Origin of the sequence: Paenibacillus sp. RC73 (assembly GCF_044908085.1) — a bacterium.
GTDB classification, from domain to species: domain Bacteria; phylum Bacillota; class Bacilli; order Paenibacillales; family Paenibacillaceae; genus Paenibacillus; species Paenibacillus terrae_A.
The window spans coordinates 170,081-195,236 of record NZ_JBIYCV010000010.1 but is presented as its reverse complement, the minus strand read 5'-3'; the positions used below and the strand labels follow the sequence as shown (position 1 = coordinate 195,236).

General features: G+C 47.2%; 27 protein-coding genes. 8 read left to right on the top strand and 19 right to left on the bottom strand.

Annotation, left to right across the window (positions count from 1 at the left end; all coding sequences use genetic code 11):
- Complete coding sequence (gene uptA / locus ABH897_RS22135) at positions 1 to 615, bottom strand: undecaprenyl phosphate transporter UptA (protein ID WP_283653273.1); 615 nt, start codon at positions 613 to 615, stop codon at positions 1 to 3.
- A 144-nt stretch (positions 616 to 759) separates the two neighbouring features.
- Here uptA and ABH897_RS22130 point away from each other — a divergent pair, with 144 nt between their 5' ends.
- Positions 760 to 1,083 (top strand): dehydrogenase, encoded by a 324-nt coding sequence (locus tag ABH897_RS22130; RefSeq protein ID WP_404520811.1) that lies wholly within the window; start codon positions 760 to 762, stop codon positions 1,081 to 1,083.
- A 115-nt stretch (positions 1,084 to 1,198) separates the two neighbouring features.
- Here the strand turns inward: ABH897_RS22130 and ABH897_RS22125 are convergent, their stop codons facing one another.
- From ABH897_RS22125 to yyaC, 4 genes are all read right to left on the bottom strand, one after another.
- Positions 1,199 to 2,413, bottom strand: a complete 1,215-nt coding sequence (locus ABH897_RS22125) for a class I SAM-dependent methyltransferase (RefSeq protein ID WP_283653274.1) — start codon at positions 2,411 to 2,413, stop codon at positions 1,199 to 1,201.
- Positions 2,400 to 3,056 carry a DUF6483 family protein gene (locus tag ABH897_RS22120; RefSeq protein ID WP_404592700.1) on the bottom strand — a complete coding sequence of 219 codons (657 nt, stop codon included), beginning with the start codon at positions 3,054 to 3,056 and terminating at the stop codon, positions 2,400 to 2,402. Before ABH897_RS22120 ends, ABH897_RS22125 begins: the two co-directional genes overlap by 14 nt.
- A gap of 204 nt (positions 3,057 to 3,260) precedes the next feature.
- Positions 3,261 to 4,055 (bottom strand): alpha/beta fold hydrolase, encoded by a 795-nt coding sequence (locus ABH897_RS22115; protein WP_404520803.1) that lies wholly within the window; start codon positions 4,053 to 4,055, stop codon positions 3,261 to 3,263.
- An 86-nt stretch (positions 4,056 to 4,141) separates the two neighbouring features.
- Positions 4,142 to 4,732 (bottom strand): spore protease YyaC, encoded by a 591-nt coding sequence (yyaC, locus tag ABH897_RS22110; RefSeq protein WP_283653276.1) that lies wholly within the window; start codon positions 4,730 to 4,732, stop codon positions 4,142 to 4,144.
- Between the two features lie 121 nt (positions 4,733 to 4,853).
- Here yyaC and ABH897_RS22105 point away from each other — a divergent pair, with 121 nt between their 5' ends.
- The 5 genes from ABH897_RS22105 (at position 4,854) to ABH897_RS22085 (ending at position 7,505) form a co-directional block, all read left to right on the top strand.
- Positions 4,854 to 5,081, top strand: coding sequence for a DUF1128 domain-containing protein (locus ABH897_RS22105; RefSeq protein ID WP_283653277.1), 228 nt, complete (start codon positions 4,854 to 4,856; stop codon positions 5,079 to 5,081).
- A gap of 354 nt (positions 5,082 to 5,435) precedes the next feature.
- On the top strand, positions 5,436 to 6,149 hold the full coding sequence (locus tag ABH897_RS22100; RefSeq protein ID WP_283653278.1) for a phosphatase PAP2 family protein: 714 nt from the start codon (positions 5,436 to 5,438) through the stop codon (positions 6,147 to 6,149).
- Between the two features lie 141 nt (positions 6,150 to 6,290).
- Positions 6,291 to 6,548 (top strand): GlsB/YeaQ/YmgE family stress response membrane protein, encoded by a 258-nt coding sequence (locus ABH897_RS22095; protein ID WP_404520802.1) that lies wholly within the window; start codon positions 6,291 to 6,293, stop codon positions 6,546 to 6,548.
- Positions 6,549 to 6,589: 41 nt separating this feature from the next.
- Entirely contained in the window at positions 6,590 to 6,994 is a 405-nt protein-coding gene (locus ABH897_RS22090; RefSeq protein ID WP_283653280.1) for a YtxH domain-containing protein, read from the top strand.
- Positions 6,995 to 7,091: 97 nt separating this feature from the next.
- A complete protein-coding gene (locus ABH897_RS22085) occupies positions 7,092 to 7,505 on the top strand; it encodes a DUF5665 domain-containing protein (RefSeq protein ID WP_283653281.1) in 414 nt (137 codons plus the stop codon).
- Between the two features lie 91 nt (positions 7,506 to 7,596).
- On the opposite strand, the gene ABH897_RS22080 is transcribed toward ABH897_RS22085, so the two are convergent.
- The 11 genes from ABH897_RS22080 to ABH897_RS22030 form a co-directional block, all read right to left on the bottom strand.
- Entirely contained in the window at positions 7,597 to 8,565 is a 969-nt protein-coding gene (locus ABH897_RS22080; protein ID WP_404520801.1) for a magnesium transporter CorA family protein, read from the bottom strand.
- Positions 8,566 to 8,675: 110 nt separating this feature from the next.
- Positions 8,676 to 9,449, bottom strand: coding sequence for a sigma-70 family RNA polymerase sigma factor (locus ABH897_RS22075; protein ID WP_014278091.1), 774 nt, complete (start codon positions 9,447 to 9,449; stop codon positions 8,676 to 8,678).
- On the bottom strand, positions 9,446 to 9,898 hold the full coding sequence (gene rsbW, locus ABH897_RS22070) for an anti-sigma B factor RsbW (protein ID WP_404520800.1): 453 nt from the start codon (positions 9,896 to 9,898) through the stop codon (positions 9,446 to 9,448). The genes ABH897_RS22075 and rsbW overlap by 4 nt, the downstream gene beginning before the upstream one ends.
- An 18-nt stretch (positions 9,899 to 9,916) precedes the next feature.
- On the bottom strand, positions 9,917 to 10,255 hold the full coding sequence (locus ABH897_RS22065; protein WP_283653285.1) for an STAS domain-containing protein: 339 nt from the start codon (positions 10,253 to 10,255) through the stop codon (positions 9,917 to 9,919).
- 112 nt (positions 10,256 to 10,367) lie between these two features.
- Entirely contained in the window at positions 10,368 to 12,038 is a 1,671-nt protein-coding gene (locus tag ABH897_RS22060; RefSeq protein WP_283653286.1) for a response regulator, read from the bottom strand.
- A gap of 19 nt (positions 12,039 to 12,057) precedes the next feature.
- Positions 12,058 to 12,927, bottom strand: coding sequence for a CheR family methyltransferase (locus ABH897_RS22055; protein WP_404520799.1), 870 nt, complete (start codon positions 12,925 to 12,927; stop codon positions 12,058 to 12,060).
- Positions 12,928 to 13,007: 80 nt separating this feature from the next.
- Positions 13,008 to 16,706 (bottom strand): response regulator, encoded by a 3,699-nt coding sequence (locus ABH897_RS22050; RefSeq protein ID WP_404520798.1) that lies wholly within the window; start codon positions 16,704 to 16,706, stop codon positions 13,008 to 13,010.
- Positions 16,690 to 17,871, bottom strand: a complete 1,182-nt coding sequence (locus ABH897_RS22045) for a PP2C family protein-serine/threonine phosphatase (protein ID WP_283653289.1) — start codon at positions 17,869 to 17,871, stop codon at positions 16,690 to 16,692. The genes ABH897_RS22050 and ABH897_RS22045 overlap by 17 nt, the downstream gene beginning before the upstream one ends.
- Before the next feature lie 234 nt (positions 17,872 to 18,105).
- Positions 18,106 to 18,447, bottom strand: coding sequence for a YflT domain-containing protein (locus tag ABH897_RS22040; RefSeq protein ID WP_283653290.1), 342 nt, complete (start codon positions 18,445 to 18,447; stop codon positions 18,106 to 18,108).
- Between the two features lie 100 nt (positions 18,448 to 18,547).
- The gene (locus ABH897_RS22035) at positions 18,548 to 19,063 is read right to left on the bottom strand and encodes a hypothetical protein (RefSeq protein WP_404520797.1); all 516 of its coding nucleotides are present in this window, start codon (positions 19,061 to 19,063) and stop codon (positions 18,548 to 18,550) included.
- Positions 19,064 to 19,114: 51 nt separating this feature from the next.
- On the bottom strand, positions 19,115 to 19,636 hold the full coding sequence (locus tag ABH897_RS22030) for a DUF948 domain-containing protein (RefSeq protein ID WP_283653293.1): 522 nt from the start codon (positions 19,634 to 19,636) through the stop codon (positions 19,115 to 19,117).
- 260 nt (positions 19,637 to 19,896) lie between these two features.
- Here ABH897_RS22030 and ABH897_RS22025 point away from each other — a divergent pair, with 260 nt between their 5' ends.
- Positions 19,897 to 20,064 carry a DUF1328 domain-containing protein gene (locus tag ABH897_RS22025; protein WP_134912682.1) on the top strand — a complete coding sequence of 56 codons (168 nt, stop codon included), beginning with the start codon at positions 19,897 to 19,899 and terminating at the stop codon, positions 20,062 to 20,064.
- Between the two features lie 140 nt (positions 20,065 to 20,204).
- Here ABH897_RS22025 and ABH897_RS22020 read toward each other — a convergent pair whose 3' ends face one another.
- Both ABH897_RS22020 and ABH897_RS22015 read right to left on the bottom strand, forming a co-directional pair.
- The gene (locus ABH897_RS22020; protein ID WP_404520796.1) at positions 20,205 to 21,374 is read right to left on the bottom strand and encodes a C40 family peptidase; all 1,170 of its coding nucleotides are present in this window, start codon (positions 21,372 to 21,374) and stop codon (positions 20,205 to 20,207) included.
- Between the two features lie 191 nt (positions 21,375 to 21,565).
- The gene (locus tag ABH897_RS22015; RefSeq protein ID WP_283653296.1) at positions 21,566 to 22,435 is read right to left on the bottom strand and encodes a cation diffusion facilitator family transporter; all 870 of its coding nucleotides are present in this window, start codon (positions 22,433 to 22,435) and stop codon (positions 21,566 to 21,568) included.
- Positions 22,436 to 22,976: 541 nt separating this feature from the next.
- Here ABH897_RS22015 and ABH897_RS22010 point away from each other — a divergent pair.
- A complete protein-coding gene (locus ABH897_RS22010) occupies positions 22,977 to 23,162 on the top strand; it encodes a hypothetical protein (protein WP_404520795.1) in 186 nt (61 codons plus the stop codon).
- 178 nt (positions 23,163 to 23,340) lie between these two features.
- Here the strand turns inward: ABH897_RS22010 and ABH897_RS22005 are convergent, their stop codons facing one another.
- Positions 23,341 to 24,969, bottom strand: coding sequence for an ABC-F family ATP-binding cassette domain-containing protein (locus tag ABH897_RS22005; protein ID WP_283653298.1), 1,629 nt, complete (start codon positions 24,967 to 24,969; stop codon positions 23,341 to 23,343).
- Positions 24,970 to 25,156: the final 187 nt, after the last annotated feature.

Here is a 25,156-nt window from a genome sequence, read left to right as displayed (position 1 = left end):
TTATACACTCCCTTTCTTCTTTTTGGACACAATCCATTTGATAACAAAATAAATGATCAAGAGCGCAAGGGCAACCAGCAAAATCGGTTTGATATAAGGTGCTGCCACTTCGTCAATCTGCTCCCACTTGTCTCCAAGCAGCATTCCTAAATATATAAACAGAACAGACCAAGGTATAACTGCTAGCGTCGTCAAAACAATAAAGCGCCATACACTCATGCGAGCCAGCCCGGCAGGGATGGAGATCGCGTGACGCACAACAGGGATAAAGCGGGCTGTGAAAATGACCCCTGTGCCGTATTTGTTAAACCAGGCTTCGGCGTGGTCGACATGGCTTTTTTTGATGAGTATGTATTTTCCGTACTTATCCAATACCGGTCTGCCGCCATAGCGTCCAATCCAGTAAATAAACAGTTGTGCCAGCACTCCGCCAATGGTTCCAAACACGACCGCACCAAAAAAATTAATGTGACCCGAGGAAACTAAAAAGCCCCCATAAGCGAGGACAATTTCACTTGGAATGACCTCAACCATCAGGCCTAGCATAATACCAAAATACCCAAGACTACGAATGATCTCAAACAAATAATTAATGATACTAGATATATGGTCCATTTTTCTTCCCACTCCCTGCCTGTTTCTCTATTTTCATTAGTGTATCACAGCGGCAGAACAAGTCGCCACTTCGCCCAAACAGGGAGGTCAGTGACCCTCGCTCTTCTGCCCGCATAAGTTGTGAGAGAGAGGAGGGGATATGATATGCCTCCCGGCAAAATCCCCAAACATAACAATCCACAATCTCGTTTACCCACGGCTCGTGGTATCCGGCGCGCATGCAGCAAAGAGCTGTACCGAACCTGCAAGCGTCTGCCTCTTCACATCGCTCCCGAGCTGGTCAAGCAGGGCGAGGAGCTGTACTGCCGCAAGATCGCTGGACACCTCATCTGGATCGCCGAAAACCACAGCAACCGCAGACTACTGTGCGACTGGTGGGATGAGGATGTCAGTGAGGAACTCGCGGCATTGTGGAAGGTAGATCGCGCCGTTTTGTGCACTGCCTTTAGAAGTGCCTATGGCGGATAATTCTGCGTATCCAAGAATAGGCTACGCAAAGGGAGCAACCTGTAACGGCAACTGTAAACTGTGATTTACAAAAAAAGTGGAGCCACCCCGCAGTGGCCCCACTTTTGCTATATTTCTATCCCTGTTTCTTCGTCTGCCCTGCTCCCTCGGGAAGCAAATCCGCACAAGCACGCTCCAAATAAGGATCAGCATGAATAAAATCCCGAAATGCCGTGTATTCACGCCATAAAACAGAGCGTTCCCCTGCTTGCCCTTTGACGGCACGGATCAAAATATTTTTAGGCGTATGCTCCATGTCGATAAATTCCAGTAACTGTGTCCGGTATCCCATCATATCCAGCAGCTTGGCCCGGATACCGTCTGTTGCCAGCGCTGAAAAGCGCTCCTTCAAAATACCATGGGAAAGCAATGGCTCCAGCACCGGATTTTCCAACTGGCTAAACAGCTCATGCTGGCAGCACGGAACCGACAAAATGACAGATGCATCCCAACGAACTGCCTTCTCCAGCGCGGCATCCGTTGCGGTATCACAGGCATGTAAAGTCACGACCATATCCACCTGCTCCAGCTCGTTATAGTCCGCGATATCACCGACCAAAAACTCCAATTGGCGGTATTGCAGCTTTTGAGCCAGAAGATTACAGGTTTCAATAACATCTGCCTTCAAATCCAGACCCACGATCTGCAAAGGTCGTTTTTGCTGTACTGCCAAATAATGATACAGCGCAAAGGTCAAATATGATTTGCCGCAGCCAAAATCCACAATGGTTAACGGGCGGCCTACGGGAAGGTTAGGCAGTACATCCTGCACCATTTCGAGAAAACGGTTGATTTGGCGGAACTTATCATACTTGCGGGCCAGTACCTTGCCGTCCTCATTCATAATCCCAAGCTCAATCAGGAAAGGAATCCGTTCTCCTTCTTCCAGCACATATTGCTTTTTGCGGTTATGAGACAGGTCGGCTGTACTTTTGCTCGGTGATTTTGTCAAAATAGACACTTTATATTTTTTACTGATCAGCACCTGATAGTCCGCATCCTTCGCACACAAAAGTCCTTGACGGAACGTGTCCTCAAACAAGGCGGTCATGCGCTCGTTAGCTTCGTCAGGGGGCAGGTTTTCATGAATGACTTTGTTGCTGTAATGAAAAGCAAACTGGTAATGCAGCTTGTTCTTCAATTCCACAGGCTTGATTTGCACTTTAGTAAAGGAAGCATCCTCCCGTTTACGAAGCTGACTCAGCGTCGCGGTTATGAGGGATCCTCCTGTAGTTAGTTGGTATATAAGTTCACGCAGTGAATCCAAAAGGTACATCTCACTTTCTTTCATGTAGTTGGGTAATCTCGACCAAACCCTCGGTTACTTCCCGGCGTGAAAGTCCACCCCGTTGAAGCTCCGCATCAGTCTTATCCAGCAATTGATTATAAAATGCCTCTGCTTCTGGCAGCAGCTCCGGCTGCTCCCATGCCAGTCCGAACCAGACATCAGCGGCCTCGTCCAGTCTGTCCTCTCGCTCGTAATGGACAGCCAGCAGCTTGCTTGTATCGGCTGGTAGCTCATATTCCCGAACCAAATTGACGATACACGCAATTCGTTCAGGCAGAACCTGAATGTCACGGGTCGCGCCATTCAAATCACTGTACAAGTATAGATGAAGGGATTTAATCAAGATTCGTATCCCCTCGTCTGTTCTGTCGGTTTCCAGGTAAATAGCGGCTTCTTCTTCCAATATGCGAGCCACCTGCTGAAGCTTGTCCGCTTCAATACCGGGACCCAGTCGGAAAAGCTCAATAATTTGTTCCGGCGGCAATCGTCTGAGCAAATCTGAACGAAGACGAAACTGCTTGTTAAGCAGGTCATCCAGTTGTTTCAGCACTTCGACGTGTTTATTTTCACGCCTTAGACCGAGCACCGATGCCACTGCGGATGTCATTTCTTCCATCATACTGAGCAAATAATCTTTTCTGAGCAAGCCGTTCCCTTCCTTTCATCCCGATGCCTCGACAACCAGGAACCATTACACTTCTGATTGTAAGTCATCCTTGTGCAAAAGCCAAATGACTCAGTCAAGACGGAAACCAGTTTGTACAACCAAAATCAATTTAAAACGCAAAAAAGCCGGAGACCCTCTGTATTTGCACCAGATGGTTCCGGTTTTTGGCTTTGCTGCTCGGGCTTACTGCTGGATGTTTTGTTGTAAAAATGCCAAAATGGCATGTGCCAGTTGTTCCGGCGCTTCGAACAGGCTCATATGGCCAACTTCAGATATGGTGACCTGAGTGACCCCGGCCCGATCCGTCGTAAACGTCCGGGCGGGAGGAATCGCTTGATCCTGCTCCCCCGCCACTAACAGAGTGGGCAAGGTGGAAGCCGACAGCACGTCACGGCGGTCAGAACGCTCACGCATCGCCAAAGATGTGCCTACGGCTCCTTGTGGCGGCGTTTTATAACCGATTTCTTTGACCTTGAGCACCTGATCCGAAAAGGACTCTACGTGTTGTGGAGCAAAAAGTCCGGGAACGAGTCCATCTACAAATGCGGTGATTCCCTCTGTTTGAATGGTGGATACGGCCTTGTTCCGTTTTTCTTTTCCTTCCTCTGTATCCGCATAGGCGGTTGAGTGAATCAGCCCGAAGGCTGTAAGTCGCTCGGGATGGCGCTGTACCGCAGAAAGCGTCAAATAGCCCCCTAGGGAATGGCCGAACCAGGCAGCCTGTGGAATGTCCAGTTGCTCTTGAAGCTTAAGCACATCATTCGCCATTTGATCAATCGTGTAGGCTCCAAGCGGAGCATCGCTACGTCCATGACCACGCAAATCCGGAACAATGCAGCGATAGCTTTGGGACAGCAATGGAACAACCTTATCCCAATAGGAAGAGCTTCCACAAAATCCGTGCAACAGGATGATGGGCTCTCCTTTTCCCTGTTCGGCATAGCAGATCGTCGTTCCTTCACATAGTACCTTTTCCATGTGGAACCCTTCTTTCTCTGTATATAATCTATTGGTGCGAATATATTATGATTAGAACATGCTGATGTATATTATTAAGCAGACCATCAATATCTGAAACGGTATCCCTCTGGAAATTCTTGCGAATCTGCTCTTAAGCCAAACCCGCAAGACGCAGCATGGGCTATGTGTGCAGCCATCGTCATGACGAGATGTAGTGATGTCATTTGCAATGTCCAGTAGGGTTTGGGACTACGCTCATTCACAATGGCTGCGACGCTGTAATCTCCGACAGACGGCAGGGCCAGTCCGACCGAACGCGCCGGAGTTAGCGGCTCACGGGCAACCAGAAACATCCCCGCCGATCCTTGCTGCCCCAGACAAGCGTCTATGGCAATCACATGATGGTCCTGGGGAATACGCTCCAAATACGAAACCAGATGATCCGCGTCGCACGGCTCAGTCATGGTGCCTATCACATGTGGAAAGCCCTGTTCCATAAGCATGGTGCCGACCAGCGGTCCCAGTGTATCGCCTGACGAACGATCCGTGCCGATACAAACAAAGGTCAGCTTATTCACCTCATGAAGAGAATGAATTTCCCGAAAAAACGGTACGAGCCCTTTGCGATCTGTTTTTTCTGCATTACTGTCTAAAGAAGAGCGCCTGGATACGGAAGCCCGATTATACAAAGACACCTTCGTCCATCCTCCTTGATCCGGCCGTTGACCGATAATCTGACTTTCAGTACATTCTACAACAAAAACATGGTACAATACAGGCAACTTCCCCTGATTATGAAAGGATGGAACATTAACGATGGATTTGTCTGTACCGTCTCATGCCAACATTGAACATATGATTGAAGGCATCAAAACCAAGCTTCGTATGGCGAGTGGCGCTGCTATGCAGTCCTCCGCTTTCTCTCTGGAGCAATACGAGGATCTCCGTGATGTCTATGAAATGGTGATAAGCAAGCCTAATCTGAGTATTTCAGAAGTCGAGGCCATCGTCTCCGAGCTGGGCAGATTACGTAATCCCTCCTGAATCAGAAGACAGATGCACGCCGTTTAGCTTACTTACAGCCTACCATCTTGGGTGACACTGTTCATGGTAGCGGCCTGTGCCCGTAAATAAAGCTCGTATCTCCGTTCGCATCAACAGACGCGCAACGGGATACGAGCTTTATTTTTTTCATTCTCTGATGGATTTCTTCGCGGATGTCTTTATCATAGATCTGCCAACACTAGTTCAGACACTTCCACATTACCTCTAGCTTGTATTTTTAATTAACAGAGCGGTGCTCCAGTCACGTTTTGCTCTCAAGTTCAATATTGGTTAAGTTTATAGTACGAAAAGATAAATCTATGTACGAAGCCATAAGGAGGAGATTCCCTACATATGCTGTCCCATGAACCTCAGCCATCCCGTTTTTTGCCATACTATTTACGTCGCAGTCTGTACGCATCCATCGTCTTGATTGCCGTTTTGCTTCTCATTGCCTACATTGTTCGATGGATCGGTACAGCTCCTTTTTTATATTGGGATGAACGCATTCAGGCTGCAATCTTTCCAGACACAACGGCGGCTCATCACAAGCCCCTGCCTGTCGCTGTATTCATTACGTCTTTCGGTTCCTTCCGTGTCTCTTTACTCATTGCCCTGGGTATTGCCGCCTTGTGCCGGGTATATCTCCGTTCGAGAGCTTATGCCTTTGCAGTAATAAGCAGCTTTACGGCCATGTGGGTGTTGAACACGCTCATTAAAGAAGTTTTGCAACGGGAGCGCCCATCCCTTCAACATTTGGTAGAAGTCGGCGGCTATAGTTTTCCCAGCGGGCACGCCATGATTTCCATGGGATTTTACGGCATGATTTTTGCCATTTGGGCGATAGAACGAAAAATTCATGAGTGCTCTATCTTCCTTCCCTGCGTTCTTGGCGTACTTTTGATTCTCCTGATCGGGCTAAGCCGTGTCTATCTGGGGGTTCACTTTCCAACCGACATAGCGGGTGGTTATATCGCAGGAATCATTTGGCTCGTGTTTACCGTTCCTGTTATCTATTGGCGAGCACGGCTGCAGGGTTCTCTGCCTCCTTCTGTTCCCCGCCCGTAAGCGGTTCGAGACGGTTTCTTGTTTCACACGGAGTCACGGCGTTTATATACGAAGTAAGCAAGACAACGCAGCACTCTAAACTCAGCACTCACAAAAAGCATTATGATTCTGCTAAACTGAAGGATAAAGGAGGCGATCCGTGTGTGGGGAATAGTATTAAGTATAGTAATGGCTATTATTATCGGATTGATTGGCGACGCTCTCGCTGGCCATGAAATGCCCGGCGGCATTGCAGGCTCTATGATCGCCGGATTTGTAGGAGCTTGGCTCGGTGTCACGCTGCTGGGAAACTGGGGTCCGGTCATCGGTGATTTTGCAGTCATTCCTGCCATACTCGGAACCGCATTATTTGTGTTCCTGCTCGGACTTGTGTCCAGGCTTTTAAGAAGTGCTACCTAACATTTATATATTTTTTTATTCTATAAGAGGAGTGATATGACATGAGTAACATTGATAATCAAAATACGGTAGGTAATACTTCAAGCTTTGCAAAGGGTTTATTCATCGGAGGTTTGATTGGTGCTGCGGCAGCCCTGCTGTTCGCGCCGAAGCCGGGTCGCGATTTGCGCAGCGATTTGTCTGATAAAATTACAGTGGTTGCCGATAAAACAAAAGACGTTGCATCCGTAGTCAGCAACAAAGCAACGGATCTGGCTAAAACGGTTTCCACTAAAACAGAAGATGTAGCTAAAACCATATCTGGTAGCAAAGACATTATTTTATCCAGCGTAGCCAGAGCCTCTGCCGATGTTGCTGATGAAGCAGTCAAGGCTGATCAAGAAATTATGGATGCAACGGCCCAAGCTGCCAAGGAAACGCAAAAACAATTAAACACCACTTCCTAATGACAGGGAATTCTGTGTACAACAAGAATAGACCTTAAAGCACTGAACAGCCAGCATGCACGAAGCTGGCTGTTTTTTAGATGACAGAAAGGCAGGGATGACGATGAGCAAGCCAAACTCGTATGGAGATAATCTTAGCGTAAACAACAAACGGACCTTTCATCCCCGACAGGGTCAGGATCAAACAAGGGATTTTGATGTGAATGAGCACCCTTTTGAACTGCGTCATGAGGTGAAGCGGCTTAATAAGCGCTTAGATCAAATAGCCGACATGCTGGAAAGAGTAGAATTTCGCGATGTATTGGAAACCTATTCCAATCCTAAAAAAAGGATCATCAGTAACCTGACCGCAGGCATTGCAAGGGGGCTTGGCCTTACGCTGGGTACGGTCGTCATACTCGCTCTGCTCGCTTGGCTGCTCAGCTTCCTTGTACAACTGAATCTTCCGATCATCGGAGATTTTATTGCCGAGCTGCTGGGCTATATTAAAATGAGCCAAGGTGGAAATTAGACGGCAAACGATCCATAGTAACCAGAGGTTCGTGCGTACACGTAGCCCATTACCATGGATCGTTTTTATCTGTACATTTTGGATGACTGAGCTAGAGCTTGTTGCGCTTGTTAGCTTTCAGCAAATCTCCTGTCCATCCCTTCATCATCAGCCAGCCGTACATCCCCACCATACTTAACAGGGTCGCCGCAATCACGGCGGTGAAGCCCCAGCCTGTTTTGATCCAGGGCAGGTTCTCGAAGTTCATGCCCCAAATGGCGCCCACTACGGTTGCAGGCGTAAATACGGCTGTTACAATGGTGAGTGTCTTCGTAATCTCATTTCCCCTAAATGCAGAAATGGCATCGTCAATGGAGATCAACGTGTCAATTTCCTTTTCATAATGCCGAAACAGCCCTTCCATTCGATTGACACGGTGAAGTAGCTGCTTAAAAAAGCGATTTTCCTCCAGCTCATCCAGATACGCCTCCCGGGAAGCCGTTACCAGTTCTGAAAAAGGAATGAACATATTACTCCAATACAACAGCTCAAAACGCGCATTCAATATGGAGTCCATTAGCGTACGGGCATTTCTTTTCTCCATATTCTCTTCCAGTTTTCTCAGGTTAATCTCGAATTTGTCCATCCCCGTATGAAAATAATGAAGAACTGCCCTTGCCAGTACAAACATGCCATCAGCTGCACTTTCACATCGGTCGAGCATTTTTTGACGTTCGGCCGTGTGCATGATTTCGCGGGTATTCTGATCCAGGTTTAAGGTCACTAATTTCTGGTCAAGGACCAGGAAATAGAACTTGTTACAATCGCGTTGACTGTCGATTTCCTCCTGAATGGAATAGATCAGCGATCCGCATATCAAGGGTTGAACGCCATCCAGAAAGCGCACAGAAATAAAACTGGATGGGATGTCCTCTACCTTGTCCAGCCATTCCCGGGCCTCCGGAAGTTTCTCTTTCAGCTCTTGTATAATGGGGTCCTGCCAGTCTGTAGCGCCGATGTCCCACCATTCCCACCCTCCGCGAAAGGAGGAAATCTGTTCAAATGCTGCCGTAGATTTCACCCTTCCTCCCCCTCCTTTTCCGCTTTAAAAAAGGACACGCTTCCCTGATGGAATGGCGTGTCCTTACGATGTGACGTCCAGTAATCGAAACCATGAAGGTCGTCTTTCACTCATGAGATAGAAGAATTAGACATGATCTGTTTCAGCTTCTCGGTCGCCCGCTTCTGGATGCGGGATACGCTCATCTGCGATACGCCCAAGGTCTGCGCAATCGCACGTTGAGATTGACCATCCTGAAATGCCAGAAGGAGCACCTTCTGTTCCTGCTCTTTAAGCTGGCTTAAAGCTTGTTGTAAATCCATTCGTTTTTCCACGGTGTCGTAGTCATTGGCATCCGAGCTGATAAGCTCGCCTAACGTAGCCGCACTCTCCTCCTGGGATAAAGGTGAGTCCAGTGACACATAATGGTAGCACTCACGGCCTGCGAGCACTTCGATCGTTTCCTCCACAGTAAGGTCCAAATACTCCGCGATCTCGTTCACATTCGGCGAACGTTCCAGTTTAACAGTCAGCTCGTCGATGGCATGCTGAACGAGCGCACCCTTTTCCTTGATGCGGCGGGGAACCTGAATGTACCAGGATTTGTCGCGCAAATAATTTTTCATATGTCCCAGCATACTTTTCATTGCATACGGTTCAAAGGGGATACCCAAGCTGATATCGTATTGCTGAAGCAGACGTATCAATGCCATCTGACCGGTTTGATATAAATCCTCGTATAAGTCCGGACGGTTACGGGAGATTTTCCCGGCAGCCATCTTGACCATCGGCTCATACTTGCGGATCAGTACGGTAGCAATCTCGTTATCTTTGGTTTGCTGGTACTCCCAGATTAGACCAACGGCTTCATCCATCGACTCCGGGGGAGTTACCTTTTCATTCATACTTTTTCCTCGCTTCTGACCAGACGCTTTACAAGCACGACTTCCGTACCTTTTCCAGTCTCATTCAAGATATGGACATCGTCCATAAGCGCCTGCATGAGATAGAAGCCCAGTCCGCCTACCTGCGCATCATTCAGCTCTTTGTCATGCAAGGATGCAAGTCGGGGCGGGTTCTCCATTCGTTCAAAGCTCTCCCCTTCATCTTTGACGCGGATGGACAACGAAGCTTCGTCAAATTCGAATGTTACTTCCACCACTCCGCCTTCATGACCGTAAGCATAAAGGACAGAGTTATTACAGGCTTCAGATACAGCCACTTTCATGTCTTCTATATCCTCGTAAGAGAATCCCATTTTCGCGGCAATTCCGTACAAATTTAATCTTACAATATCGACAAAGTCAGCAGTTGCCGGCAAATTAAGAATAACTTTTTGAATTTGAGCATTCATTTCTTTTTCTTTCCTTTCCTATTGGGAATTCTCCTGGGGGACAAAGAATTTGGCAATACCGGTCATATCGAACAGTTTTTGTATTTGAGGTGGTACCTCCTGAACGGCAAACCGGGACTCCATCCCATGCCTTGCCTTCAAAATAGATAACAAAATACCGATACCTGTACTGTCAATGTATTTAAGTTCTTTTAAGTTAATAATCAAGTCCTGGCCGGATTCCCCCACCAAAGGCTCCATCACCAGACGAAAATCAGGTGCCACCGAAAGATCCAGCTCTCCGCTAAGGTAAACGGTATTTACTCCTTCACTTGTTTCTGTAATCGCATTGAACTTCTCATTTTTATTAGTATTCATAGGCCTACTCTCCCGAAAAAAGATTTCCTTACATACTAACCCATTATACGATCGCTTGAATCACCGTATGATGCTTTCTGCACCTTCCAAATGTCACCATCTACGCATCAGGCTACGCCTCGTGAATTTGGTCTTTGCCTGATTGCATTGGAAAATGATTCGGAGAATGCCGCAGTAGAGCCTGTTTTACACTGCTGATTTTCACGGGTTTGCTAATATAATCGTTCATTCCAGCCTCAATACATCGGGGCTGAATACCTTCCATCACATTCGCTGTCATGGCGATAATAGCAGGCTGTGACCTTCCCACCAATTGTTCACGCACCTTGCCCGTACACTCTAATCCGTCCATCACAGGCATTTGCAGGTCCATGAAGATATAGTCATAATCCTGGTTAGCCATGACCATATCAAGCGCCTGTTGCCCGTCTGCTGCCACATCCGAAGCCAAACCGAGCTTATCCAGTATATTGACCATCAGCTTCTGGTTGATCGGATGGTCATCCACGACCAGTACAGGTTTACGGCTTGAGGAGTTCTGATGGGGAATTTCCCATTCGTGACTGGACTCTCCCTCCAGTTCATTTTCCTGAGCAAAGCCAAGCTTCGTTGTAAAATGGAATGTTACCCCCTGCTCTCCACTTGTATCCACACGGATATCGCCGCCCATCATGTTCACCAATGTTTTGCAAATAGCGAGCCCTAAACCAGTTCCACCATATTTGCGCGTCATCGAAGAATCAAGCTGGGAAAAGGGCTGAAACAGCCTTCCAACCTTGGCGGGCTCAATACCAATGCCTGTATCCTTCACGGAAAATTCAATGGTAAGTCCTTCGTCGCTACACTCTTTGACCGATGCAAAGACATATACACCACCACGATCTGTAAATTTGACGGCATTGGATACCAGATTAATGAGAACCTGACGCAGTCTTCCCATATCACCGTATAACACTGGCGGTAGCTGCTCATCCAGAAAATAATCCATCTCCAGATTCTTTCGATTTACTTCCACCGTAAACAGGCTGAAAACTTCCTTGATACAGGAAACCAGATCAAACGGATATTCCTCTATCTCCATTTTGCCTGACTCCAGCTTGGTAAAATCCAGAATATCGTTAATGACCGCTACGAGCGCATCTGCACTGCGGCGAATGATATCGGCATATTCCTGCTGATCGCTTTGCAGCTCTGTTCCCATTAACAGGTCAATCATGCCAATCACACCATTCATAGGTGTCCGAATTTCATGGCTCATCATAGCCAGGAACTCCGTTTTGGCATTGGCTGCGATTTCGGCTGCCTCCTTGGCGGCAATCAGTTCGCTATTCATCTTTTCCAGCTCATGCGTCTTCTGATGAAGCAGCATGGACTGTGTTTTCAGGCGTTTGTTGGTCAGATACATTTGCACAAAGCCTTCAATTTTGGACTTGAGAATTTGAGGGATGAATGGCTTCACCATATAATCAATACCACCCGCTGAATAACCGGCAAACAAATGCTCCGCTTCCTTACTGTTAGCGGAAATGAAGATGATCGGAATATCTTTCGTCTTCTCTCTGGCCTTAATCAGCTTTGCAGTCTCAATTCCATCCATACCCGGCATTTGCACATCAAGGACTACCAGTGCGAATTCATCTTTTAACAGACATCGCAGTGCTTTTTCCCCGGATGTTGCCTTTACCAAATTATATTGTTCACTCTCCAGCACCGCTTCAAGAGCGAGCAGGTTCTCAGGTCTGTCATCTACCAGCAGTATATGAATCGGTTCATGAAGCCCCATGGGATCCTCCTAAGCATCTCTATTTAATCTTCCGGTATATTTTTTCTACCCGGTCCAGCGGCTCGTAGGAATCACTATAATCGGTAAAATGTATGGATTCCTTGGCCCCAAGCACCAATACGCCAAAATGGCTCAAGCTATCATAAAACAACCCGTGTACATGGTTGCGAAGTTCATCGTTAAAATAAATCATGACATTCCGGCAAAAAATAACGTTGAACTCGTTAAAGGACCGGTCTGTCGCCAAGTTGTGCTCCGCAAAAATAATGTTTTTACGTAAAAAAGGATGAAGCATGACTGAATCATACTTGGCTGTATAATATTCGGAGAACGATTGCGTGCCTCCTGACTCCAAATAATTTTTGGTATACAGCTTCATTCGATCAATTCCGTATACGCCTTCCTTCGCCTGCTGTAAAGACAGGTTATTCATATCCGTCGCATAAATACGGGCTTTATCATATAAGCCTTCTTCATGCAGCATGATCGCCATCGAGTATACTTCCTCACCTGTCGAGCAACCTGCATGCCATATTCGAATGTACGGATATGTCCGTAAAATCGGTATTATTTTCTGCCTGAAATTTAAAAACAGCTCTGGATCGCGGAACATCTCGGTTACTGGAATCGAAAGGCTTTGTACCAGTCTGTCGAAGGCACTGCGATCATGTAGCACCTTCTCCTGAAGCCCTGATATCGTGCTAACCTTCTCGGACTGTGCATGATAATAAATACGCCGCTTGATCGAAGGCAGAGCATAGTTACGAAAATCGTAGCCGTACAGCCGATGAATTCCTTCCAGCAACAGCTCTATTTCAATCATTTCCCGCTCAGCTTCATTCGATTTCAGTTCAATAGCAGCATTATCCGCCGCATCCTTTGATGTCATAATCTCTCTCCAATTCCTGAATAGGTTTTGCCAGTACCGCCCCAATTCCTGTGTTGATTTATATTACCCATTTTTTCAAGCTACGAATACAGCCATACCCGCATTAATGACAAAAGCTGTTCGGTTTGAATCGGCTTTTTCACATAATCGGAAGCGCCTGCCTCAATACACTTGGAACGATCATCCTTCATAGCCTTGGCTGTGAGCGCAATGATAGGCAGCTTCTCGAATTGTGGCAACAGCCGGATTCGCCGCATGGCTTCATATCCGTCCATTTCCGGCATCATCATATCCATCAGCACCAGATCAAAATCAGGTGTCTGTTCCAGCATTTCCAGCGCTTCTCTACCATTTTCCGCAAAAGTAACCTCCATACGGTAACCTTCCAGCACGCTGGACAGAGCGAATACGTTCCGAATATCATCATCCACTAACAATATTTTTTTACCTTCAAACAATTCTTCCTTGTTATATAGCTTCTGCAAAATTTTACGTTTGTCCTCAGGAAGATTCGCCTCAACACGATGCAGGAACAGGGTCGTTTCATCCAAAAGCCGTTCCGGCGATTTAACATCCTTAATAATAATGGACTCCGCAAATTTGCGCAGTTGCGTTTCTTCTTTGCTGTCCAGATCTTTACCCGTATAAATAATAATCGGCAAATCAGTCAGTTGCTCATTGTCCCGAATGCGGTCGAGCAATTCAAAGCCTGTCATATCGTTCAGCATAAGATCCAGCACCATACAGTCATACCGCTGTACCCCCAGCTCATTCAGTGCTTCTTGCCCGGTGGACACCGCCGTAATAGCAACATCGTCATGGTCAATCAGTTCAATAATGGATTTACGCTGATTCTCATCGTCCTCGACCACGAGAAGACGTTTCACCATTTTATCTGTATATGATTTAATATGTGAAAATGCCTTATCCAGACTTTCCTTTGAAGATGGCTTTTTGAGATAGGCAATCGCGCCCATCATCAAGCCTTGCTTCACATCGTCGATGACCGAAATAACATGTACCGGAATATGCCGCGTCGATGAATTTCCTTTCAGCTCGCCCAAAATGGACCAGCCATCCATAACAGGCAATTGAATATCCAGAATAATGGCGTCCGGCAAATAGGATCTGGCCATGTCCAGCCCATCGTCTCCCTGGAGAGCGATAAGTGCCTTAAAGTCACGGCTACGAGCCATATCGTACAGGATTTTAGCGAATTTAACATCGTCCTCTATGATCAGTAATACCTTATCCTTCGAGGCAATCTCGTTCCGGTCGTCGCCCGGGTGCACGATGTCCTCCGATTTTTCCTTTGAAGGCATCTGATACATAGGTAACTGCTCAGCGGGAACAAGCATAGGAGAATTCGACTCTGCGGATGCTGCGACGCCACCCATATCCAGTTCCGCACCCGATTGCGACTCCGCACTCTCTGTTGTTTGCGTTTGTTCCGGCAGATACAACGTGAAGCAACTGCCCTGTCCCTGCTCAGATTCTACCGTAATGACACCGCCCAGCAATCTGGAAAGCTCGCGGCTGATCGACAAACCAAGTCCAGTTCCGCCGTATTTACGGCTGGTTGTTCCATCTACCTGCTGGAATGCCTCGAAAATCAGATCCGTTTTATCCGAAGCAATGCCGATGCCTGTATCACGTACAGACAAGGCCAAATAAGATTTATGCGGATTTAGAAAACCGGGAAGCTGGTCACTGGTTGCCCTTGATACACTAAAACGAACAGATCCCTCTGTCGTAAACTTGAATGCATTGGACAGTAAATTCCGTAAAATTTGTTTGAGACGATAACCGTCACTTATAATGGCTTCCGGCAAGCTTTCTTCTATCTCGGTATGGAGTTGAAGCTCACGTTTGGCTGCGACCGGAGCAAAATTTTGCTCCACAAATATCTCCAGCTCTTTCAGGTTGACGGCCTCATGGTTAATATCCATTTTCCCGGCGTCCACTTTGGATAGATCCAGAATTTCATCAATCATTTTCAGCAAATCTGCGCCTGACATATAAATGGTCTGTGCATATTCAACCTGCTTGGGCTTAAGATTGCCGTCCTTGTTCTCGGACAGGAGCTGAGAAAGAATGAGCAAGCTATTCAGCGGAGTACGCAATTCATGCGACATGTTGGCTAAAAATTCCGATTTGTATTTACTTGTGATGCCCAACTGCATCGCCTGCTGCTCCAACTGGGCACGCGCACGTTCGATCTCGTCGTTCTTTTCCTCCACTTCCCGAACCTGCTCTTCCAGCGCTCTCGTTTTGGCAATCAGCTCGGTGTTAAAATGCTCCAGTTCCTCCTGCTGACGCTGTAGCAGCTCTTCCGAACGTTTAAGCTCCTCCGTCTGCTCCTCCAAATTTTCGTTGGAACGCTTGAGTTCCTCTTGCTGGGTTTGAAGCTCTTCGGACTGGCACTGCAATTCCTCAGTCAACGCCTGCGATTCGCGCAGCAGTTGCTCTACCCGCATCCGTCCCTTGATGTTGTTCAAAATAATCCCCAAGCTCTCCACTAATTGAGCAAGCAGCTTCGTTTCCAGATCACTAAAGCGATCCAGCGACGCTATTTCCACAGCACCGATGCATTCATCCTCGAACAATACAGGGAAAATCATAATCCCCACCGGCTTACTTGCCCCTAATGCGGAGCCGATGGACAAATATCCGTCAGGAGTCTCCGTAATCAGGATCGGTTTGCGATCCAGAACACTTTGTCCAAGCAAGCCTTCGCCAACATGGATAACGTCCTTGATCGAATCTTCAGCAACCTCCTTCGCGTAGGAGCCGTACAGCTTAAATTGATCATCTTCCACTTGCTTGCCTTGCAAATAAATCGCTCCGTAGCTGCCTCCCAAAATAGGCGTAAACTCACTGATAAACATCTGTGCGACCTGCTCCAGTGAATTCACGCCTCGGAACAGTTCTGTCACCCGTGCCGTGTTAGCATTGAGCCAGGCTTGATCCTTCTGCGTCTGAAGGACGGAGTGCTCGAACTTACGCTTTTCCTCCAGGTCTCCAGCCATTTGCTGAAATACACGGGCAACCTCCCCAATCTCGTCCTTGGAGGCTACGTTCATTCGGCTGATCGCCCTGTATTTTCCTTTGCCAAAGCCATTGATCATGAGGTTAACGATGTTTAGACCTTTCGCAATACTTGGAAGCACCCACAAGATAACCAATAACCCCATAAGTAGCCCGGCGACCATCAGAATTGTGGTAATCTGCACGGATTCCTGATAAGCCTGATTGGCTTGCTCCATATCATGATCTATTTCCCGATCCTGAAAAACGGAAAGTGTAGAAACACTGTCCAGCGCCTCCTGTTGAGCAGGTAACCCCGTACTATTACGGAAAGCATTTGCTTCCTCAATACGGTCTTGCCCCAACAAGGAAATCAGTCTTTGTTCATAGCTCAAAAAGTCTTTCCAAGCGGCCGCTACCCGATCCACTTGCTGCTGCTCCTCACTGGTACCAGAACCAGATTCCAATTCCTCCAGCACCTTAGTTCCGGAAGCAGTAATACCATCAAGCTCTCGCTTGGCCTCACTGACAGAGGACCCCGGATTTAATATCAGATTGGCCATAACCTTCGCCATATCGTTCACCTGACCGCGAATGGCCGTTGTTTTTCGGACCTTCATATAGCGGTCCTGGTAAACCTGATTCAGCTGCTCATTCAGACTCCCCATTCGATCATAGCTGATTAGTGTCAGCACAAGGAGGATCGCCATAAGCGACCCGAAGCCGATCAGCAGTTTATTTCTGATTTTCATGCAAGCTCTCTCCCTCTTTCAATGAAATCCAGATCAGGCACTTATCATCATCGCGATCCTGCGGTGCTTCTTTACGAAAAAAAGCATCCAGCATCGCTTCTTCATTCCATTCCTCATGCTTGCGCAGACACGCAGTCAAATACTCCAGTTGTTCCTCATATTCGCCCTCTACGGCCTCCAGCAAGCCGTCGGTATACAAAGCGATATGCCCCGTTCCTTCATAATGGACCGTGTGCATTTCCGCATCAATTTTATCAAATAAACCTACCGGACTGCACGCACGGTCAAATTTGGTGATGCTCCCGTCCTGACTAAACAGCAGCCCAGGTGGATGCCCCGCATTCACATAATCAATCCGCCGAGAACGGGTATCAATGACCATATAAATCGCCGTAAAATAATACTGCACGAGCTGCTTGCCCAAATCCAGTTGATTAAAGCGACGATTCAGCTCCTGAATCACCTTTTCGGGCTCTACGTATGTGGTCACGGTATCTTTGAGTACAGATGCAATGAACATGCAGAACAGTGAAGAAGAGATGCCATGACCCATCATATCCAGCAAAATGATCGCATATCTACCTTCCCCGAGCGGATACCAGGAATACAAGTCTCCCGCCAGTTCAAAGGAAGGCTGATACAGGGCATTTACTTGCAGCACCGGGTCTTGAATGGCAGGACTAAGCACAGCCTGCTGTACCATCGCGGCCAGCTTCAGCTCGTCCTGAATCCGCTGGTCCCGGTCTTTATGCCAGTCCTTTTCCTGTTTGAGACGCAAGGCAAGCCGTATTCTGGCCATTAATTCTACCTTATTAATAGGCTTGGTGACGTAATCGACGGCCCCTACATCCAGTGCCTCTGCCAGTTTCTTGGAATCGCCTACAGCAGTTACCATGATGATGGGTATATCTTTCAGATGCTCGTACTCCTGCACGATGCTGCAAGCTTCGATACCATCCATTTCAGGCATCATCATATCCAGCAGAACCAAATCAATATCGGAAGGTCGAGGACGCAGACTAATGGTACGGTCGCCGATCCCCAAATGCTCCAACATTTCTGCGGCTGAGCTGGCAGAGATAACATCCTTATAATTTTCTTTCTTTAATATTTCACGAATAATAATGACATTGGTCGGATTATCGTCAACAATTAGGATTCTCATTTCTCTCTCCTTATCTGTAACCCATGTATTATACTTACCTGTTTAAGCGGCAACGCCCTTATGGACATGAATTAGCTTTCCATAAGAAGGCATTCCAAAAACATAGATAAGGAATGAGGCCCTCGCCCCATTCCTTATCTATGTTTTTGGAGGAACCGCGAAGCACTTGTGCGGCGGTCAGCATCCTCTTTTTCAGCTCTAATGCCAGTCTATTTCCCTGCTCAACCGGCGTTATCAAGCTTTTTTGGCAATGACCAGAACTTTGCCCTGATCCAGTTCTTTTTCGTAAAAATCAGCTTCCGTATCTGTAAATCCCAAGGAAGTAATTTTAGCGCGAAGCTCGTCGCCACGGGAACGGAACAGATTGGCTAATGAATCAAAAACGCCCTCTTCCTTAATCCCGATTTCCTTGGCATCCACTGTATCTGCAATACGATCCGTCCGATCCTGATCATGAGCGAGCACAAACACATCCTCATAACGATAGCCCGTGTTGCGCAATTCATTCACCGCTTCGATGGCTTGTACACCGTTCTCTACCACTTTGGCATAAGATTTATGATGGGTCTGATTCATGTTTCTCACGCTCCTTATTAGGATTGACTTCTCTGACTATTACACGCTGTACATTCGTTTGAAACTTCCATGTTATGTCATGCTCTTAAAATTAGAAACATTACCATTCGGCTTCGTCAAAAAACTCGACATATTTAGGCTTATCGGACGCCTCATCCATAAAAACTTTGATCGCACGCTGTCCACGAACGTATACCTCGCCGTCCTCTGCCGTAAATTGTGAGCCACCCAGCACCTTATCCAGCGTTTGCCGTTTTAGCGGCAGCCACTGGTCATTGACCTTGATCCGTCCAGCAGCGGGATCTACATGCACATAAGAAACCATATCATCTCGCATACCGACCACGACGTCAGGATATTGATATTCCGTAGAAAGCAGCAGCGTATCCTCCTTTACTTGAAGGGGCTTGCCCAGTTTTTTCAATACATCCGCACGCGTATCGTCCAAAGATATACCGTTTAGCGTATGAAAATCAGCCGGTACGGCATTTTTGGCGGGAATCGTCTGCACAGCCCTTACTACATGCCCCGCCGTATGCGGGGAAACGGCTTGCTGAACCGTATCCTGTCCGGAAAAGGGAGTGAGCAAACCAGCAGCTAGCAATATCTTCATCATAAATCTCACCCTTTCAATGAATTTCCTATAGTTTACGGTTCAGCCACTATGCTACTGACGCATTTTCTGCCACACCCCGGCAGCGATATCTACATAACCCAACCAGTTTTTGGCTGGCTTTGCTGCAGGCTCCTCGTAGGTCGCATTGTAGCTATGAACCGTCCGTTCCGTTGAAGTTTGTGGCCTGTTCGACGCAGCTGACTTAATCGCGGTTTCTGTACCGGTCTTTTTATCCACCGTATGATGCGGCTTCTGAAACCGGGTGATTAATGCCGCTGAAGCCTGCTTCGCAGCCAGAGTGACTTCGTTAAGCACCTCGCCCAAGTTTTTAACTGATTCCATTACAGGCTCCACCTGCTTCAATTTATGATCAACATCAGCGGTAATATCATTGGCATGTCGAACCGTTTGCTTTACTTCATAGCTCAGTTCATCTACCGTTTTTTGTACATCCTGGAGAGTCTGAGTTGCCTTTTCCAGAGAGCCTTGTGCTGCTTTAAGTGTTTTAATGAGGAAAATAACGAGAACTGCAAATGCGATAGCGATAATAAAAATACTGACCTGTGTTAACATGGCCTAACCTCTCTTTCGTTTTTCACGATGATGTTTATGATTACTGCATAGTTACCCCTTACATTCAGACACGAAACAACGTTGCAGCTTGCTTCCCCCCCACTCCTGACGCTATGTTTCACGGATTCGGGCACGGTTTAAAACAACATATAACGATGGCAGAGCCACGAAAGATTCAAATGATTCAGCCGTCATTCGCAGCCACGCTCTACCGGCTGTGAGTATGCCACATTATATACAATTGAAGGAGGATGCAGAACATGCTGAAATGGTCCGCTTTATTTTTAGTTTTTGCCGTGATCGCCGGGATTTTAGGTTTTTTTGGTATCGTTGTATCCATAGCTGCTACAATCGCCAAAATATTGTTTGTGTTATTTCTGGTGTTGTTCGTCATTTCACTCTTTACCGGAAGAAGACGAGCGTCATAGGCGTAATAGAAGAAGTCTGAATCAAGTGTAGTGAAGATATATCATTATATAGCTTTAAAAATAGGATGTTCCCGCCCCAATTACAGGGTTGTGGAACATCCTATTTTTAATGCGGAATTTTTTTAAGGTTAATGATGCTTTTATTGGATTACGCTCCCCCCGAACAGGAAACGATCCTGCCAAGGCTTGCTGAAATCCGTAACTTTCACACCGCCACCCGCTACAGAAAACGTATGAAGAAGCTTGTTGTCTCCCAGATATACAGCTACGTGTGTAATCGTTTGGGAGGAATTGTCCAAGGACGTATACGCCCCGGAAGACGCATTGTAATTGGTAAAGAAAAGCAGATCGCCACGTTTCAGCGTGGTCATGTCTGTGTTTGGCTGACTATTCTGCTTGATCCACTCACCCTGTGAACGTGAATCCGCCGGAAGCTGAATACCTGCAGCCTGACGGAAAATTTGACGGGTAAATGCCGAGCAATCAAAAGTAACCGTACTGTTACGATCCGAACCATATTCATACGGAGTACCGAGATAAGTCATCCCTGTGTTAATAACCTGTTCAATGGCAGCCACTGCGTCACCAGAAGGCAAGTTTATGGCTTCCGCAGGAGTTGCTATAGCAGGAATCGCGGTGGTGTCAGGAGCAGATGTTACTGGAGCAGCCACAGGCTGCTGCACAACAACGCCCTCGCCAATACGAATATACTGTGGAGACGAGCTGACATAGCCCACCGTGCCATCAGCATTGGTAATCTTGAACCAATAGGCGTTACTTGGATCTGTAATGGTGACGATATCTCCTGCATTCAAATAGCCCAAAACCTCGGATGAAGTGGATGCCTCCGCCCGCAAACGAACGGACGTTTGAATCGTAGCTTTCGTTTGACCGGCAGAACTATTCACTGAGGCTGGAGCCTCTTTGGCTGAACTGTTAGTTTTAAGCACTTCTTTGGCTTCCGGTTTACGGACGGCAGGCTCGGTGACAGCAGCAGCGACGCTGGTAGCGCCTACTTTTATGTACTTGTCGGAGCTGCTTGTGTATCCAGTTACCCCATCAGACGTCTTGATCTTATACCAATAGCTGTTTGTTTTCTCCAATACCGTTACGGCCTCTCCCTGCTTCATAAAGCTGACTACATCTCCCGTAGTCGAAGGGCCGGATCTAAGCTTTACAGCCGCCTGAATAACCGCCTTCTGTCCCGTAGATGCTGTCGATGCCGCTGCGTCAACCTGACCCGGCGCCACATGAATTGCTGCCAACAGCGCGGCTGACGTCATGAGCATTCCCATCACGCGTCTTCTCAATGTTGCACCTCCTGGCTGTTTTTACGAATTTGAAGAGCAAGTCCAATTCCGACGAATATAGCCGGACATGCTTTCATTATAGTAAAAGCAACAGGAAGAGAGATATAATCCAAACGTCACAAAAGGTAGCGCATACACCTTTTATACATAGGTCTAAAGTCATTTTTAACACTAATTATTAAATAAATAATCTATAATTTGGGTTCCACATGGACATGAACATGCATCGTATTATGAACCTCTTGCAGGCGTTCCTCAATCCGGTCGCTGATCCGATGTCCTTCAATCAGGCTGAGTTGCGGGTTCACCTCTATGACAACATCCACCAAAGCATGATTGCCGTGTACCCGCGCCTTGACATCCCGAATCCCCTCCACACCGGGTATATGAGCAATCGTGCTGCGTAAGTCTGACAGCTCCTGCTCATCAAAACCATCCGTCAGGCTGTGTGTAGAGTCCTTGAAAATATCCCACGCCGTTTTACAGATAATAAATCCTACCGCTATAGCTGCAACCGTATCCAGCCATGGCAATCCAAACTGTGCCCCGATAATACCAACCGCTGCACCGATACTGACGAGCGCATCTGACAGGTTATCCTTGGCTGCCGCCAGTAACGCCTTGTTGTTAATTTTCCGCGCCAGTCTGTTGTTGTACATATATACTCCCAGCATAATGACCGCACATATTACCGCTACTCCTGCGGAAGTAACATCAGGCGTCTGCTTGCCGCCTCTGAAAATACTTCCGATCCCGTCAATAAGCACCTGAAGACCGACGACAGCCATAATAAAGGATGCCAGCAATGCCGCTATTGTTTCTGCCCGAAAATGTCCATAGGCGTGGTCGGAGTCCGGCGGTTTTTGAGATATTCGCAGCCCGATCAGTACGGCAACGGAAACCACAATATCGGTGACGTTGTTAAATCCATCGGCCAGCAACGCACTGGAAGCAAATATATATCCACTAATCAGCTTAAAAGCGGACAGAATAAGGTAGGCGATAATGCTCACCCATGCCCCTCGCTCACCTTTTCGTATTTCATCATACACATTCACCACAACGGGGGACACTCCTTCAAAATTAGAGTTCCCGACAGAACGTTCTCACCATAATAATCACGGGAAAACCGTAAAGTCAGGATAAACTTTTATACCATTCCATGCTGCGCCAACCAAAAATAAAAATAGCAGCGTAGCTGCCTGAAAATAAACCTTCGATCAAGCAGCTTAACTGCCCTATGCAATGGCCCTTTAAACAAGCAGCTTAGCTGCCCTGAAAATAACCATTTGCCGTTGGGTAACGGTTATTTTCAGGATAACAGACCATGTTTGTGTGGGTCTAGAGAAACAGTCTTTCCGCTCCGCATCGCTGTAGGAACAACGAAAAAGTATTGCCAAGCCCCATTCCTGTGGGGTATATAAAACTTTTTTTCCTTTATGCAAAAAATAGGCACCCCCTCTTCCGGCCCGCCCCGTCGTCATGTTATCATTGTTGCCCTTGTCCCATCTTTTAAAAACGTATAAAATGGGGACACAGCCGCGTTTTCCTTCAATCCAGCATGATTGACATGAATTTGGCGGCAACAGGAGGAATTTATTCATGAGCAATGCTAATGAACCACGTAAAGTTAATCTCGCAGATGCCATTCGGGAAAAGCTGGCACAAAAAAAACAGCAGTCCGGCGCTTCACAGCAGGGCGGCTTTCAAGGCGTTTCCGCCAAAACACTGAAAAGCCAAAATACGAAGAAGCCGAACAACCAACGCCGTCGTACAGGCGGATCATAAGCCAACCCATTAGGCTATACCGCATCGGACTCAGGCAGAATTATCTTCGCCCTGTAGCCCTGACGGTGTGAGCCATTGGTAATGGCGCAAACGAAAAAGAGGAGTCTCCGCCGCCATCATAAATGGCCTGAAGGAGCTCCTCTTTTTTATTTATCGATTTACTGAAGGTTAGCTGGTTTTAGACGATTTCTACCGGATACATACTTTCACGCAATTTCGTGATTTCATCGTTTTCCAAGTATTCATCATAGCTCATCGTACGGTCGATTACACCGTTCGGCGTAATTTCCACGATGCGGTTTGCAATAGTTTGAATGAACTGATGGTCATGCGATGTGAATAATAGGGTACCGTCAAAGTCGATCAGACCATTGTTCAGCGCTGTAATGGATTCCAGATCCAAGTGATTGGTCGGTTCATCCAGCAGCAGCACATTGGCGCCATTCAGCATCATCTTGGCCAGCATACAGCGAACCTTCTCGCCCCCGGACAGCACGCTTGCTTTCTTGAGCGCTTCTTCACCTGAGAAGAGCATACGCCCCAGGAACCCACGCAGGAACGTTTCGTCCTGGTCCTTGGAATATTGGCGCAGCCATTCCACGAGATTCATATCCACACCTTCAAAATAGGTAGAATTGTCTTTCGGGAAATAAGCCTGAGTAGTCGTAATCCCCCAAGAGAATTCACCGCTGTCCGCTTCGGTTTCGTTCATCAATACCTGAAAGAGCGTTGATTTAGGCAAGCCGTTCGGGCCAACAAACGCGATTTTATCGCCTTTGTTCACAACCAGGCTGAACTCATTCAGCACTTGCTCGCCTTCAATGGACTTGCTGAGACGGTCTACCGTCAACAGCTGTTTGCCCGCTTCGCGTTCAGGCTTGAAGTTCAGGAACGGATATTTACGGTTCGACGGACGAATATCGTCCAGCGTAATTTTATCCAGTTGTTTTTTACGTGAAGTAGCCTGTTTGGACTTGGAAGCATTCGCAGAAAAGCGCTGAATAAAGGCTTGCAGTTCCTTGATTTTCTCTTCCTTTTTCTTGTTGGCATCACGAGTCAAGGCAAGCGCAAGCTGGCTGGACTCATACCAGAAGTCGTAGTTGCCGACGTACATCTGGATTTTGCCAAAATCAATATCCGCAATATGCGTACATACCTTGTTCAGGAAGTGACGATCATGGGATACGACGATGACGGTGCCTTCATAGTCCATCAAGAAATTTTCCAGCCATTGAATGGATTCGAGGTCCAAATGGTTGGTAGGCTCATCGAGCAGCAAGTTGTTCGGACGACCAAACAACGCTTGAGCCAGGAGAACACGTACCTTGTCATTACCGCTCAGCTCAGACATGTTCTTGTCATGCAGGTCGCGCGTAATCCCAAGACCGATCAGCAATGAAGCCGCATCCGGCTCGGCATCCCATCCGTTCAGCTCCGCAAATTCACCTTCAAGCTCGCCGGCACGCAGGCCGTCTGCCTCTGTGAATTCTGATTTAGCATACAGCGAATCTTTCTCCTTCATGATTTCATACAGACGCGTATGACCCATAATAACAGTTTCCAGAACCGGGAATTCATCGTATTCGTAATGGTTCTGCTTGAGCACTGCCATCCGTTCGCCCGGTGTCATGTGAACCTCGCCTGAATTGGCTTCAATTTCACCGGAAAGAATTTTCAAAAAGGTAGATTTGCCCGCGCCATTTGCCCCAATCAGGCCGTAGCAGTTCCCAGGAGTAAATTTGATATTTACGTCTTCAAAAAGTGGGCGTTTACCATAACGAAGCGTTACGCCGCTTGTACTGATCATATGAGCATACCATCCTTATCATTAGTAAAGTGCTAATCACAAAATTACCGACGGCAATAGTATAACACACAACGGATCGGAATCGAACCGTGTGTCAACCGAACAACCCTGAAACCTCCGTCGATATTCTAAAAATAAAATAAAAAATGCTTCCGTCCCCACGATTGTCCCCTGACAAAAACGCGGG

What these genes read in the sequence shown, in the direction of transcription:
- ABH897_RS22105 (WP_283653277.1), top strand. Translation starts at nt 4,854, where the DNA reads ATGGATTTGTCTGTACCGTCTCATGCCAACATTGAACATATGATTGAA.
- ABH897_RS22025 (WP_134912682.1), top strand. Translation starts at nt 19,897, where the DNA reads ATGCTGAAATGGTCCGCTTTATTTTTAGTTTTTGCCGTGATCGCCGGG.
- ABH897_RS22100 (WP_283653278.1), top strand. Translation starts at nt 5,436, where the DNA reads ATGCTGTCCCATGAACCTCAGCCATCCCGTTTTTTGCCATACTATTTA.
- ABH897_RS22115 (WP_404520803.1), bottom strand. Translation starts at nt 4,055, where the DNA reads ATGGAAAAGGTACTATGTGAAGGAACGACGATCTGCTATGCCGAACAG.
- ABH897_RS22065 (WP_283653285.1), bottom strand. Translation starts at nt 10,255, where the DNA reads ATGAATACTAATAAAAATGAGAAGTTCAATGCGATTACAGAAACAAGT.
- ABH897_RS22060 (WP_283653286.1), bottom strand. Translation starts at nt 12,038, where the DNA reads ATGGGGCTTCATGAACCGATTCATATACTGCTGGTAGATGACAGACCT.
- ABH897_RS22125 (WP_283653274.1), bottom strand. Translation starts at nt 2,413, where the DNA reads ATGAAAGAAAGTGAGATGTACCTTTTGGATTCACTGCGTGAACTTATA.
- ABH897_RS22030 (WP_283653293.1), bottom strand. Translation starts at nt 19,636, where the DNA reads ATGTTAACACAGGTCAGTATTTTTATTATCGCTATCGCATTTGCAGTT.
- ABH897_RS22050 (WP_404520798.1), bottom strand. Translation starts at nt 16,706, where the DNA reads ATGAAAATCAGAAATAAACTGCTGATCGGCTTCGGGTCGCTTATGGCG.
- ABH897_RS22010 (WP_404520795.1), top strand. Translation starts at nt 22,977, where the DNA reads ATGAGCAATGCTAATGAACCACGTAAAGTTAATCTCGCAGATGCCATT.
- ABH897_RS22090 (WP_283653280.1), top strand. Translation starts at nt 6,590, where the DNA reads ATGAGTAACATTGATAATCAAAATACGGTAGGTAATACTTCAAGCTTT.
- ABH897_RS22055 (WP_404520799.1), bottom strand. Translation starts at nt 12,927, where the DNA reads ATGACATCAAAGGATGCGGCGGATAATGCTGCTATTGAACTGAAATCG.
- uptA (WP_283653273.1), bottom strand. Translation starts at nt 615, where the DNA reads ATGGACCATATATCTAGTATCATTAATTATTTGTTTGAGATCATTCGT.
- ABH897_RS22075 (WP_014278091.1), bottom strand. Translation starts at nt 9,449, where the DNA reads ATGAATGAAAAGGTAACTCCCCCGGAGTCGATGGATGAAGCCGTTGGT.
- ABH897_RS22045 (WP_283653289.1), bottom strand. Translation starts at nt 17,871, where the DNA reads ATGAGAATCCTAATTGTTGACGATAATCCGACCAATGTCATTATTATT.
- ABH897_RS22085 (WP_283653281.1), top strand. Translation starts at nt 7,092, where the DNA reads ATGACGATGAGCAAGCCAAACTCGTATGGAGATAATCTTAGCGTAAAC.
- ABH897_RS22035 (WP_404520797.1), bottom strand. Translation starts at nt 19,063, where the DNA reads ATGATGAAGATATTGCTAGCTGCTGGTTTGCTCACTCCCTTTTCCGGA.
- ABH897_RS22040 (WP_283653290.1), bottom strand. Translation starts at nt 18,447, where the DNA reads ATGAATCAGACCCATCATAAATCTTATGCCAAAGTGGTAGAGAACGGT.
- ABH897_RS22130 (WP_404520811.1), top strand. Translation starts at nt 760, where the DNA reads ATGCCTCCCGGCAAAATCCCCAAACATAACAATCCACAATCTCGTTTA.
- rsbW (WP_404520800.1), bottom strand. Translation starts at nt 9,898, where the DNA reads ATGAATGCTCAAATTCAAAAAGTTATTCTTAATTTGCCGGCAACTGCT.
- ABH897_RS22005 (WP_283653298.1), bottom strand. Translation starts at nt 24,969, where the DNA reads ATGATCAGTACAAGCGGCGTAACGCTTCGTTATGGTAAACGCCCACTT.